We start from the raw sequence: 11,994 nt of genomic DNA, 5'->3' as shown, positions 1-11,994 counted from the left end.
TTCGCGGCGAGCCACCCTCTCCCACAAGGGGAGAGGGAAGAGAGCTCGCCATGCGGCGCGCACTCATACAGACCCCATCAATGCGCCATCATCCGCGTCGGCAGCCACGTTGCCAGCAGCGGGAACGCGATCAGGATCAGTAGCCGGATCAGGTCCGTCGCCACGAACGGGATCACGCCCTTGAAGATGGTGGAGAACGATACGTCCTTCACCACGCTCTTGATGACGAAGACGTTCATGCCGACCGGCGGGTGGATCAAGCCGAGCTCGACAGTCATCACGATGATGACGCCGAACCAGATCGGGTCGAAGCCGAGATGGGTGATCACGGGGAAGATGATCGGCACGGTCAGGATGATCATCGCCATGGCGTCCATCAGGCAGCCGAGCACGAGATACATCACCATGATCAGCGCCAGCACGCCGTAGGGACCGAGGCCGAGCCCGGTGAGGAACTCCGTCACCTTCTGCGGCGTCTGCGTCACCGTCAGGAAATAGCCGAAGATCAACGCGCCAATCAGCACGGTGAAGACCGCGGCCGCGGTGCGCGTTGCCTGGAGCAGCGAGGCCAGGATCTTCTCGCGGTCGAGCCGTCCCGTGACCACGCCGATGATGAACGCGCCCGCGGCACCGACGCCGCCGGCTTCCGTCGGCGTGAAGCGCGGCAGGAAGGGCAGGCCGTAGAGGCCGCCGATCACGAACACGAACAGCAGCACCGGCGCCCAGATGTCCTTCAGGCCGGCAAAGCGCTCGCGCCACGGCAGCACCTTGCCCTTGGGCAGGAAGTCGGGCCGGAAGTATCCGATCAGGAAGATCGTGATCATGTACATGGTCATCGCCAAGAGGCCCGGAATGATGCCGGCGATGAAGAGCTTTCCGATGTCCTGCTCGGTGATGATGCCGTAGACCGCGAGCACGGTGGAGGGCGGCAGCATCGCGCCCAGCGTACCGCCGGCGGCGATCACGCCGGTCGCAAAGGACTGCGGATAGCCGAAGCGGCGCATCTCGGGATAGGCGACGGCGGAGAAGGTTGCGGCGGTCGCCACCGACGAGCCGCAGATCGCGGCAAAGCCGCCGCAGGCGCCGACCGTGGCAATGCCGAGCCCGCCGCGCAAATGTCCGACAAAGCCGTTGGCGGCGCGGAACAGCTCGCGGCTCATGCCGGAATGGCTGACGAAGGAGCCCATCAGCAGGAACATCGGGATGACGCCGAAGGTGTAGTCGGTGACGGTGCGCATCGAGGTCTGGCCGACCAGCTTCAGCGCCGCCGTTCCGTTGACGAGATAGGCAAAACCGGACACGCCGACGAGGCCCATGGCCATGCCGACCGGCACGCGCAGCAGCATCAGGACGAACAGGGAAACGAAGCCGATAACGGCGACGGCATCGGTGCTCATGATTACTCCGTCGCCTTCAGCTTGGGGTCGTGCATCTCTTCGGGATGGAAGATCAGCCGGTAGGTGCGGATCGCGATCAGCAGCACGGCCGAGACGTCGCCGATCCAGGCGATCGCGAAGAATGGCCAGGTCGGCATGTGCATGTCGAACGTCTGGACGTTGTCGTTGTAGGTGCCGCGCACCTTGTCGAACAGCGTCCAGGTCTGCACCGTGACGACGAACAGCAGCACCAGGGTTGCGAACACGTCGATCCAGCGCTGATAGCGCGGCCCGACATTGCCCCAGACGAGGTCCACGGTGATGTGGGTGCCGCGATAGGAGGTCGCGGCGATGCCCCAGAAAATCAGGATGCCGAGCAACATGCGGCCGATGTCGAAACTGTCGGGGATCGAATAGTTCAGCGTGTTGCGCAGCAGCACCGACAGGAAGATGTCGAGCGCGACGATGCCGACGAAGCCGGCCGCGATCCATTCGATCGTGTCGATGATGCGGTCCATCCAGGAGCGCTTTGTGCGAAGTGTGTCGTCGTGTGAGGTCATTGTTTGATCTCGGTCTCGCCGCGGACTTCACCTCGCCCCGCTTGCGGGGAGAGGTCGAATTCGAGCGTAGCTCGAATTCGGGTGAGGGGGCCTCTCCGCGAACGCGCTGTCACCGTCTTTGTAGAAGCAGCCCCTCACCCCAACCCTCTCCCCGTAAGGACGGGGAGAGAGGGAGGAAAGACCCATCGCGTCGCGGCCTCACTCCGCCAGCGCGTTGTACTTCTTCAGCGAGGCCTTTAGCTCGCTAAGCGCCGCATCCGGATCGGCACCGGCCTTCTTGGCGCCGTCGCCCCAGGTCTTCACCAGCGGCTCGGACGCCTTCTTCCAGGCGGCAGTCTGTTCCGCCGTGAGCTTGTAGACCTCGTGACCGGATTCCGCCTTCACCTTGTCGATGCCGGCATCCTCGAACTTGCCCCAATGCTCGCCGACCGCGCCGGCCATCTCGACCGTGCAGTTCTTGTCGATCGCGGCCTTCTGCTTGTCGGACATCGCATTGTACTTGTCCTTGTTGATCACGAACACGAAGGTCGTGGTGTAGAGCGGCGCCTCCATGTCGTACTTGGTCACCTTGTCGATGCCGAACAGCACCAGGGAGCCCCAGGGGAAGGTGACGCCGTCGGCGACGCCGCGCTCGATGATGTCGCGCACTTCCGGCGCGGACGACTGCACATTGGTGCCGCCGAGCGAGGTGACGAAATTCGCCATGGTGGCGTGCGCCGGGCGGATCTTCAGGCCCTTCACGTCCTCCGGCATCACGATCTTCTTGGTCTTGGAGTGGAAGGAGGAGGGCGAATGGACGAAGGCGAGGCAGTATTTGACGTCCTTCATCTCCTTCTCGGCATATTTGCGATACCAGGCGTCCAGCCCCATCGAGCCGCCCTTGGCGTCGGAGATCAGGAACGGCAACTCGCCGGCGCCGATGATCGGGAAGCGGCCGGGCTGGTAGCCGGGATTGACATAGGTGACGTCGGCGATGCCGTCGCGGGCCATGTCGTAATGGTCGAAGGCCTTGCCGAGTTGCTGGGCCGGAAACACCTTGCCCGTGATGGTGCCGCCGGAATCCTTGTTCACCGCGGCTACCCAGTCCTCCAGGGATTTCTGCAGCGGGTGCGACGCCGGCACCCAGTGCGAAACCTTCAGGTCGAAGGTCTTGTCCTGCGCGAACGCGGGCGTCATGCTTGCTGCCAGCAGCAAAGCCAGACAGGCTTTCCTCATCACACGTCTCTCCCTCTTTCTGACCGCGGGCTTCGCTGGCCCGGTCTCGTTAGTTAACATGTTATCTAATTGGCCGGCGGGTTCAAGCCGGAACTGGCGCGCACCTTGTCGCGTCATCTACGTCAGCGATGTTGCACGGGTTTGTCGCGGTGCGGCGACGAGCGGTCCCCTTTTGCCCAACGATTATATGATATAATTATCGTCTGCGGATCGACGCGACAAGCGTGACCGCGCCGCACTCTACAAAATCGGGAGGAGCAAGTATTGCGGACAAAAGTCGCAATCATCGGGGCCGGTCCGGCCGGATTGTTGCTTGGGCAACTGCTGCATCAATACGGCATCGACAACGTCATTCTGGAGCGGCAGAGCCCGGACTACGTACTCGGGCGCATCCGCGCCGGCCTCCTGGAGGAGGGAACCGTGGCGCTGCTCGACCAGATCGGTGCCGGCGGACGGGCGCATGCCGAAGGCCTGGTGCACGAGGGCATCGAGCTTGCCTTCTCCGGACGCCGTCACCGCATCGACATGAAGGGCGCGACCGGCAAGACGGTCATGATCTACGGCCAGACCGAGGTCACGCTCGACCTGATGAATGCGCGCAAGGCCGCCGGTCTTGTGTCGGTCTATGAAGCCAGGGACGTGCGGCCGCATGATTTCGACGGCGGTCACCCGCGCGTAACCTATGTGAAGGACGGCGTCACCCATACCCTCGATTGCGATTTCATCGCCGGCTGCGACGGTTTTCATGGCGTTAGCCGCGCCAGCGTGCCGGCCTCCGCGATCGAGGAGTTCGAGCGGGTCTATCCGTTCGGTTGGCTCGGTATCCTCTCCGAGACGCCGCCGGTCAGCCATGAGTTGATCTATTCCAACCACGCCCGCGGCTTCGCGCTCTGCACCATGCGCTCCATGAAGCGTAGCCGCTATTACGTGCAGTGCTCGCTCGACGACCATGTCGACCAGTGGCCGGACGACCGCTTCTGGGACGAATTGAAGAGCCGGCTCGACCAGGAGGCGGCCGACAGTCTCGTCACGGGCCCGTCGATCGAGAAGAGCATCGCGCCCTTGCGCAGCTTCGTCGCCGAGCCGATGCGCTTCGGCAAGATGTTCCTGTGCGGCGACGCTGCCCATATCGTGCCGCCGACCGGCGCCAAGGGCCTGAATCTGGCGGCCAGCGATGCGCATTATTTGTCCAGCGCGCTGCGCGAGTTCTATGACGAGAAATCCAGCGCCGGCATCGACGCCTATTCCGCCACGGCGCTGGCGCGGGTCTGGAAGGCCGTGCGCTTCTCCTGGTGGATGACGTCGATGCTGCACAAATTCCCCGACACCGGCACCATCGGCGCACGGATCCAGCTCGCCGAGCTCGATTACGTCACGCAGTCGCAAGCCGCCATGACCTCGCTGTCGGAGAACTACGTGGGCCTGCCATTTTAGAGCGGCACAGTCGGTGCCGTAGGGTGGGCAAAGCGAAGCGTGCCCACGAGCTTTCGTAATGATGGGAAGATCGTGGGCACGGCGCTTCGCGCCTTTGCCCACCCTACGGCGCTGTCATTGCGGTGCTATCCATTTCAAACACCCGCGCAAATCCCGTTTAAAACTTTGTAGGCGGTGAAACTGTCATCCACATCGCGTTCAATGGCGGCAGCCAACGACACGCGAGACAGTCATGACCTCCACCGACATCCCCGACGGCTTCGAGCCGCTGTTCCGCAAGAGCCCGCTCACCGAACCCTGGGAGCCGCTATACGCGAAGAAAACCGACAAGGCCGTCATCATCGGCCTGCGGCTGGCGAAGCCGCACACCAACGGGCGCGGCCTGATCCATGGCGGCCTCATCACGGCGCTCGCCGACAACGCGATGGGCTATAGCTGCGCACAGGCGACGGGCTGGACCACGTCATTCGTGACGGTCTCGCTCTCGGTCGATTTCGTCGGCTCCGCCGAGATCGGCCAGTGGTGTTCGATCGAGAGCGATGTGATCAAGACCGGCAAGACGATCTGCTTCGCGCAAGCCCTGGTGAAAGCCGACGACGTCGTGATCGCGCGCGCCAGCGGGACGTTTAGGGTGGTGCCGAAGCCGGGGTAGCCGGTCTCGTGCCCCGCACGCGGCGCAGCGCTCCCGGCGATGCGTAGCATCGTCCGGTGCGGTGCGCTGCAGAGCCGGGGCCCATCCATCCGCAGCTTACGGCGTGGCCTCCTGGGTCCCGGCTCTGCGCAGCAACGCTACGCGTTGCAGCGCGTCCGGGACACGAGACCTCACCCAAACCGCCACTCCGCCGTCTCCACCACGAGATCGATGAACGCGCGCACCTTGGCCGAGAGCAGGCGCGAGGTCGGGTAGACGATGTGGACCGGCAGCGCCGGCTGCTCGTATTTCGCCAGTACGATTTTGAGCCGCCCGCGCTTCAGGCCTTCGGCGGCCTGATACGCCAGCACGCGCGTCACGCCGCCGCCGGCCTCGGCATATTGCAGCGCTGCGTCGGCGCTGTTGCTGGTGAAGCGGGGCGACGGAGTCACCTCGATCTCGCGGCCGTCCTGCTCGAAGCGCCAGCCGGCCGACGGGCCGAACTGGATGGTCTGATGGTCGGGCAGCGCCTCCGGCGTCTTCGGCTCGCCATGGCGTTTGAGATAGCCCGGCGCGGCCACCACGAGGCGCCGCATCTCGCCGACCTGGCGCGCAACCAGCGAGGAATCCGCGAGATGGCCGATGCGCACGGCGGCGTCGACCGCGTCCTCGACGAGATTGACGAGATTATCAGACAGTCGGAGCTCGCAAGCGATCTCTGGATAGCGTTTCAGATATTCGGTCATGACCGGTCCGACATGCAGCCGGCCGAAGCCGACCGGCGCCGACACCACGAGGCGTCCGCTCGGCCGGTTGCGCTCCTCCTGCGCCGAGCCGTCGGCCTCCTCGACATCGGCGAGGATGCGCCGCGCGCGCTCCAGATAGCGCGTGCCGACATCGGTCAGCCGCACCTGCCGCGTGGTCCGTTGCAGCAACCGGGCGCCGAGATGCTCCTCCAGCGCCGCGATCAGCCGCGTCACCGCCGAGGGCGACAGCCGCAGTTTTCGCGCCGCCGGCGCAAAGCCACGCAGATCGGCGACGGTGACGAAGACGTGCATGGCCTCAAGGCGGTCCATGGCATTATTGCATATTACGCAATGATGAGGTGTCAAGCGGCGAGATTGTTTTAATCGCCGGAAGGTCCATTTTAGTCACCGAAAGACGCAGAAAATGCGCCGGAATTTCAGGAGATGTTCCGATGACCGCAGTCCACACCTATGCCAGCGACGTCGCCTTCTCGCCGGCCGTGAAATCGATCCAGACCCGAAAGGGATCGCGCGAGGGCTATGCCCATGCCGAGCAGCGGGGATGGCGCACCGAGGTCGACGAGAACCTCGCGGCGTTCCTGGCTGACGCCAACAGCTTCTATTTTGCGACGGCCTCGGCCGACGGCCAGCCCTACATCCAGCACCGCGGCGGGCCCAAGGGCTTTCTCAAGGTGCTGGACAAGCAGACGCTCGCCTTCGCCGATTACGCCGGCAACCGGCAGTACATCACCCAAGGAAACCTGTCCGAGAATCCCAAGGCCTACATCTTCGTCATGGACTACGCCCATCGCCGGAGGGTGAAGATCTGGGGCGAGGCGCGCGTGGTCGAGGACGACGAGGCGCTGATGACGGCCCTGATGCCGAAGGGTTACCGCGCGAGGCCGGAGCAGGTGATCCTGTTCAAGATCGCAGCCTGGGACACCAACTGCCCGCAGCACATCCCGCAGAAGTTTGATGCGCCGGATGTTGCAGCGGCACTCGCGGCGCGGGATCAGCGGATCGCCGAGCTTGAGGCGGAGGTCGCGGCGCTGAAGGGGAAGGCGAGTCCATCCGCTAACGAAAGCTAGAGCGGCTTGCTCGGTGCACCCTCTCCCCTTGCGGGAGAGGGTGGCTCGTCGCGTAGCGACGAGACGGGTGAGGGGTCTCTATCCTCACAAACACAGTGGCGAGCGGAAAGAACCCCTCATCCGGCGCTTCGCGCCACCTTCTCCCGCAAGGGGAGAAGGGAAGAAGAGTCGGCCGCGAAATCAGATCACACTCGCGGCTTCGTGCTGGAAGCCGAGATAGCTCGCCGCCACCCGTTCGTTCGCGGCGATGTCGCTGGCCTTGCCGCTCAGCACGAACTCGCCGAGCTCCATCACATAGGCATGGTCCGCGATCTTCAGCGCGGCCTGCGCGTTCTGCTCGACCAGCAGCACCGAGACGCCGGCAGCCCGCAGCTCGGTGACGATACGGAAGATGTCGGCGACGATGATCGGGGCAAGGCCGAGGCTCGGCTCGTCCAGCATCAGGAGCTTTGGTTCGCCCATCAGCGCACGCCCCATCGCCAGCATCTGCTGCTCGCCACCGGACAAGGTGCCGGCGAGCTGCTTGCGGCGCTCCTTCAGGCGCGGAAACAGCGTGTAGATCCGCTCGATCGAGGTCTTCGCCCTGCTCTTCTCGATCCGGAACGCGCCGAGCTCGAGATTGTCCTCGACATTCATGGTCACGAACAATTCGCGGTGTTCCGGCACGAGGCCAAGCCCCATCGCGACGCGATCCTCGATGTCGAGGCGGGCGAGATCCTGGCCCGCAAAGGCGACGCGGCCCTTCAGCGGCAGGATGCCCATGATGGCCGAGAGCAGCGTGGTCTTGCCGGCGCCGTTGGCGCCGACGATGGTGACGATCTGGTTGGCGCCGACCTCGAGCGAGACCGAGCGCACGGCTTCGACCTTGCCGTAAGACACATGCGCGTCGGTGACGGACAACAGGGCGCTCATGCCGCCACTCCGAGATAGGCCTTGATGACTTCGGGATTGGTCTTGATCGTGGCGGGCGTGCCTTCCGCGATCTTGGTGCCGAAATCGAGCACCACGATGCGGTCGGCGAGGTTCATCACAAAGCCCATGTCGTGCTCGACCAGAAGCACGCTCATGCCGCCGTCGCGCAGCTCGCGCAAGAGCGTCGCGAGCCGCTGCTTCTCCATGTGGCGTAGGCCAGCGGCCGGCTCGTCGAGCAGCAGCAGCATCGGATCGACGCAGAGCGCGCGGGCGATCTCGACGATGCGCTGCTGGCCGAGCGACAGCGAGCCCGCCAGCTGGTGCATCTGGTCGGCAAGGCCGACGCGCTCGATCTGGCGGGCGGCCTCGGCGATCAGCTTTGCCTCGTCGGCGCGGTCGAGCCGCAGCATCGAGGAAACGGGTCCGGAATGGCCGCGCAGATGCGCGCCGATCGCGACATTCTCCAGCACGGTCATGTCAGGCACCAGCTTCACATGCTGAAAGGTCCTGCTGATGCCGAGCTTGACGATTTCCTGCGGCGGCGCCTTGTCGACTTTCCTGCCGAGCACCGAGATCGAGCCTGATGTAGCCGACAACACGCCGGTGATCAGGTTGAAGGTCGTGCTCTTGCCGGCGCCGTTCGGGCCGATCAGCGCGACGATCTCGCGGGCCTGGACGTCGAAGGAGACGTTGTTGACCGCAACCACGCCGCCGAACTGTTTTCGCGCCTTCTCGACCTGAAGGAGGATGCGGGACTCGCCGGACGAGCGCGGGCGGTGCTCCAGCTTCAACGAGGTGTCGGGCTTCTTGCCACCGCTGCGCTCGGGCAGGAACGACATCAGCCAGGGCCACACGCCGCCGGGCGCGAGCTGCAGCAGCGCCACCAGCATGATGCCGAACACGATGGTCTCGACCTGGCCGGAGCCCGGCAGGATCAGCGGCAAATAGCTTTGCAGCACCTCCTTCAGCACCACGACGATCGCCGCGCCCAGCACGCCACCCCAGACGTAGCCGGCGCCGCCGACCACCGCGATGAAGAGATATTCGATGCCGGCCTGCGCACCGAACGGTGTCGGGTTCACCGCGCGCTGGAGATGGGCGTAGAGCCACCCGGAGAGGCCGGCGAGCACCGCGGCATGGATGAACACCAGGAGCTTGGCGCGCGGCGTGTGCACGCCGAAAGCTTCCGCCGCGACATGACCGCGCCGCAGCGCGCGGATGGCGCGGCCGGTGCGGGAGTCCAGCAGGTTCATGGTCAGAAGCGCCGAGACGATCACGGCGACCCAGATCGCGTAATAGATCGAGCCGGGCGACAGCATCTTGAACGTGCCGACCGACAGCGGCGGGATCGCCGAGATGCCGTCGTTACGGCCGAGAAACTCCAGCTTGCTGAACAGGTAGAACAGGCCGAGCCCCCAGGCGAGCGTGCCGAGCGGCAGATAGTGCCCGGAGAGGCGGACGGTGATCAGCCCGAGCAACACCGCCAGCGATCCGCTGACCACGAGCGACAGCGGCAGCGTCAGCCACGGCGACAGGCCATAGGTCGTCGTCAGCACCGCCGTGGTGTAGGCGCCGAAGCCGACGAAGGCGGCCTGACCGAACGAGGTGAGGCCGCCGACGCCGGTGAGCAGCACGAGGCCCATCGCGACCAGGGCGGCAAGGCCGATGTTGTCGAGCAGCACGATCCAGAACGGCGGCATGCCAGGGACGAATGGAATTGCCGCCATGACCAGTGCAAAGACGAGAATGGGAAGCCGGCTCTGCATGCGCGTCAGTCCTTCTCTTCCTCGACCGCGGGCGCGGCGAGCGAGCGCAGCAGCAGCACGGGGATCAGCAGCATGAAAACGATCACTTCCTTGTAGTTGGAGGCATAGAAGGACGAGAACGCCTCGACGATGCCGACGACCAGCGCCGCGACGGCGGTGAGGGGATAGCTGACGAGCCCGCCGATGATCGCGGCGACGAAGCCCTTGAGGCCGATCAGGAAGCCCGAGTCGTAGTAGAGCGTCGTGATCGGCACGATCATGATGCCCGACAGCGCGCCGATGACGGAGGCGAGCAGGAAGGCGATCTGCCCCGACAGCGTGGTGCGGATGCCGGCGAGTCGCGCTCCCAGCCGGTTCACGGCGGTCGCGCGCAGCGCCTTGCCGTAGAGTGTCAGGCCGAAAAACAGCCAGAGACCGACGATGAAGGCGATGGTGATGGCGTAGACGGTGATGCTCTGGCCGGTGAAGCGCAGCGCGCCGGCGGTGAAGGCGCCTGAGAGCACCGCAGGTCCGCGCTGGCCTTCGGCGCCGAAGAACAACAGGCCGAGGCCCTGCAGCGCGAGATGGACGCCTACCGAGGCGATCAGCAGCACCAGCACCGAGGTGTGCGCCAGCGGCTGGAACGCGATGCGGTAGAGATAGACGCCGATCATCGCCACGATCACCAGCGCGAGCGCGATGCAGATGGCGACCGGCGGCTTCTGGGCGGCGAAGTAAATCGTCAGCGCCAGCACGATGGCCGGCAGCACGACGTTGGTGAGGAGGCTGCGCACGATGAGCCGACCGTGCAGCGCCTTGCGCGCCACGAACAGGTCGAAGGCGAAGGCGCCGATGCCCAGCGCCAGCGCCAGCTTCGCCGTGCCCGGCATCTGGCCGGCGGCGAGCGAAGCATAGGTCAGCGCGCCATAGGTGACGAACTCGCCCTGAGGAATGAGGATGACGCGGGTGACGGCGAACACCAGCACCAGGGCGAGGCCGAGCAGCGCGTAGATCGCGCCATTGGTGATGCCGTCCTGCACCAGGAACAGCATGATAGTGGTGTTCAAGACCGGACGCTCCCCCTCAAGATCGAGGACCGGCCTCCGCAATTGCGGTGGATGGTCCCCACACAGCCATTGAAATACGCTGACGATATTTGATATGGTCCATAACAATTATCAAATATAACTTCAAGGGCGGGAAACGACCCGTCCTGAATTTAGCGGGATTACGAGCAAGAGGCGATGACCGTTTCCAAAACCGCTGAAAAGTCTTCCGAAAAGGCCACCGACGCGGCCAAGGGCCGCAAGGACGCGGCCGAGCCGCAGGCCGAGGCCCTCCAGCTCGGCGAGCTCTCCGAGCAGCTCGGCTATGTCCTGAAGCGGGCGCAGCTCAAGGTGTTCGAGAACTTCTTGCGCTGCATGGCCTCGCTCCAGCTGACGCCGGCGCAGTTCTCGGTGCTGCTGCTGGTGGACAAGAACCCCGGCCGTAACCAGACCGAGATCGCCTCGACCCTCGGCATCCTCCGGCCGAACTTCGTGGCCATGCTCGACAATCTGGAGAGCCGCGACCTCTGCGCGCGGATCCGCTCCACCAACGACCGCCGCTCGCACATCCTGGTCCTGACCGACAAGGGCAAGGCCGTGCTGACGCGGGCGAAGAAGCTCGTCGCCACCAAGCACGAGGCGCGGCTGAACGAGTTGCTCGGGCAAGCCAACCGCGAGGCCCTGCTGGAAATGCTATCGAAGATCGCGAACGAGTTTTGAGGCGGACCAATCATTCTTGGGTGCGTGCGAGCGCGACCGCGGAAGCTCGCGCCGCATTCGCGCGGTTGTCATGCCCGGGCTTGAATTAGCGCGAGGGCGCGAGCTTCGAGGGCCTCGAACGCAATGATGCGTCGCATATAGAAAATGACGCTTGAAACGTCATTTTGCGCGCCCTAAGCTTGGTAAGTTGATCCCTGTAACTGCCACGGACATTCGCCCCGTGATCACCGCCGCGCAGCTTCGTGCCGCCCGTGCCTTGCTCAGGATTGACCAGCGCGAACTCGCGCAGCTCTGTTCGCTGTCGCTGCCAACGATTCAGCGCATGGAAGCCTCCGAAGGGGTGATCCGCGGCAATGTCGATTCCCTGGTGAAGCTGGTCGAGGGGCTGTCAGTTGCCGGCATCGAGTTGATCGCCGAGGGGGCGGCGTCGAGTTCCGGGGGGCGCGGTGTGCGGCTGAAGTCTCCGCGACCGAGCGCCGGCGGCCAATAGCGATGGCGACGCGCGCGCAAATCATGATCGA

12 protein-coding genes are annotated in these 11,994 nt (G+C 64.7%); 5 read left to right on the top strand and 7 right to left on the bottom strand.

Translation table 11 applies throughout. The features are described 5' to 3' along the window. Positions 1-77: 77 nt before the first annotated feature. The 3 genes from QA642_RS43800 to QA642_RS43790 form a co-directional block, all read right to left on the bottom strand. Positions 78-1,397, bottom strand: coding sequence for a TRAP transporter permease (locus QA642_RS43800; RefSeq protein ID WP_283082350.1), 1,320 nt, complete (start codon positions 1,395-1,397; stop codon positions 78-80). Positions 1,398-1,399: 2 nt separating this feature from the next. Then, positions 1,400-1,936 carry a TRAP transporter small permease gene (locus QA642_RS43795; protein ID WP_283082349.1) on the bottom strand — a complete coding sequence of 179 codons (537 nt, stop codon included), beginning with the start codon at positions 1,934-1,936 and terminating at the stop codon, positions 1,400-1,402. Between the two features lie 198 nt (positions 1,937-2,134). Then, the gene (locus QA642_RS43790) at positions 2,135-3,151 is read right to left on the bottom strand and encodes a TRAP transporter substrate-binding protein (RefSeq protein WP_283082348.1); all 1,017 of its coding nucleotides are present in this window, start codon (positions 3,149-3,151) and stop codon (positions 2,135-2,137) included. A 264-nt stretch (positions 3,152-3,415) separates the two neighbouring features. Between QA642_RS43790 and pobA the strand changes: the two genes are divergently transcribed. Beyond that, on the top strand, positions 3,416-4,585 hold the full coding sequence (pobA, locus tag QA642_RS43785) for a 4-hydroxybenzoate 3-monooxygenase (protein WP_283082347.1): 1,170 nt from the start codon (positions 3,416-3,418) through the stop codon (positions 4,583-4,585). Positions 4,586-4,817: 232 nt separating this feature from the next. Further along, on the top strand, positions 4,818-5,237 hold the full coding sequence (locus QA642_RS43780; RefSeq protein ID WP_283082346.1) for a PaaI family thioesterase: 420 nt from the start codon (positions 4,818-4,820) through the stop codon (positions 5,235-5,237). Between the two features lie 170 nt (positions 5,238-5,407). On the opposite strand, the gene QA642_RS43775 is transcribed toward QA642_RS43780, so the two are convergent. Then, complete coding sequence (locus QA642_RS43775) at positions 5,408-6,292, bottom strand: LysR family transcriptional regulator (RefSeq protein ID WP_283082345.1); 885 nt, start codon at positions 6,290-6,292, stop codon at positions 5,408-5,410. Positions 6,293-6,414: 122 nt separating this feature from the next. On the opposite strand from QA642_RS43775, the gene QA642_RS43770 reads away from it, so the two are divergent. Next, positions 6,415-7,050, top strand: coding sequence for a pyridoxamine 5'-phosphate oxidase family protein (locus QA642_RS43770; protein WP_283082344.1), 636 nt, complete (start codon positions 6,415-6,417; stop codon positions 7,048-7,050). Between the two features lie 180 nt (positions 7,051-7,230). Here QA642_RS43770 and QA642_RS43765 read toward each other — a convergent pair whose 3' ends face one another. Genes QA642_RS43765 through QA642_RS43755 form a run of 3 tightly spaced genes read right to left on the bottom strand, consistent with a single transcriptional unit; the run spans position 7,231 to position 10,774 of the window. Continuing rightward, complete coding sequence (locus QA642_RS43765; protein ID WP_283082343.1) at positions 7,231-7,962, bottom strand: ABC transporter ATP-binding protein; 732 nt, start codon at positions 7,960-7,962, stop codon at positions 7,231-7,233. After that, entirely contained in the window at positions 7,959-9,728 is a 1,770-nt protein-coding gene (locus tag QA642_RS43760; RefSeq protein ID WP_283082342.1) for a branched-chain amino acid ABC transporter ATP-binding protein/permease, read from the bottom strand. The genes QA642_RS43765 and QA642_RS43760 overlap by 4 nt, the downstream gene beginning before the upstream one ends. A 5-nt stretch (positions 9,729-9,733) precedes the next feature. Continuing rightward, entirely contained in the window at positions 9,734-10,774 is a 1,041-nt protein-coding gene (locus tag QA642_RS43755; RefSeq protein ID WP_283082341.1) for a branched-chain amino acid ABC transporter permease, read from the bottom strand. A 177-nt stretch (positions 10,775-10,951) separates the two neighbouring features. Here QA642_RS43755 and QA642_RS43750 point away from each other — a divergent pair, with 177 nt between their 5' ends. Together QA642_RS43750 and QA642_RS43745 are read left to right on the top strand one after the other, a co-directional pair. Next, positions 10,952-11,473 carry a MarR family transcriptional regulator gene (locus tag QA642_RS43750; protein WP_283082340.1) on the top strand — a complete coding sequence of 174 codons (522 nt, stop codon included), beginning with the start codon at positions 10,952-10,954 and terminating at the stop codon, positions 11,471-11,473. Between the two features lie 220 nt (positions 11,474-11,693). Beyond that, the gene (locus QA642_RS43745; RefSeq protein WP_283082339.1) at positions 11,694-11,963 is read left to right on the top strand and encodes a transcriptional regulator; all 270 of its coding nucleotides are present in this window, start codon (positions 11,694-11,696) and stop codon (positions 11,961-11,963) included. The last annotated feature ends 31 nt before the right edge of the window (positions 11,964-11,994 follow it).

This window comes from Bradyrhizobium sp. CB2312 (genome assembly GCF_029714425.1).
In the GTDB taxonomy this organism is placed as follows: domain Bacteria; phylum Pseudomonadota; class Alphaproteobacteria; order Rhizobiales; family Xanthobacteraceae; genus Bradyrhizobium.
Note: the sequence above shows the minus strand (reverse complement) of the source record. Positions and strands in the feature narration are given on the sequence as shown.

Excerpts from the sequence above, each read along its gene's own strand:
- QA642_RS43800 (WP_283082350.1), bottom strand. The coding sequence starts at position 1,397 with ATGAGCACCGATGCCGTCGCCGTTATCGGCTTCGTTTCCCTGTTCGTC.
- QA642_RS43790 (WP_283082348.1), bottom strand. The coding sequence starts at position 3,151 with ATGAGGAAAGCCTGTCTGGCTTTGCTGCTGGCAGCAAGCATGACGCCC.
- QA642_RS43750 (WP_283082340.1), top strand. The coding sequence starts at position 10,952 with ATGACCGTTTCCAAAACCGCTGAAAAGTCTTCCGAAAAGGCCACCGAC.
- QA642_RS43760 (WP_283082342.1), bottom strand. The coding sequence starts at position 9,728 with ATGCAGAGCCGGCTTCCCATTCTCGTCTTTGCACTGGTCATGGCGGCA.
- QA642_RS43795 (WP_283082349.1), bottom strand. The coding sequence starts at position 1,936 with ATGACCTCACACGACGACACACTTCGCACAAAGCGCTCCTGGATGGAC.
- QA642_RS43775 (WP_283082345.1), bottom strand. The coding sequence starts at position 6,292 with ATGGACCGCCTTGAGGCCATGCACGTCTTCGTCACCGTCGCCGATCTG.
- QA642_RS43770 (WP_283082344.1), top strand. The coding sequence starts at position 6,415 with ATGACCGCAGTCCACACCTATGCCAGCGACGTCGCCTTCTCGCCGGCC.
- QA642_RS43780 (WP_283082346.1), top strand. The coding sequence starts at position 4,818 with ATGACCTCCACCGACATCCCCGACGGCTTCGAGCCGCTGTTCCGCAAG.
- QA642_RS43765 (WP_283082343.1), bottom strand. The coding sequence starts at position 7,962 with ATGAGCGCCCTGTTGTCCGTCACCGACGCGCATGTGTCTTACGGCAAG.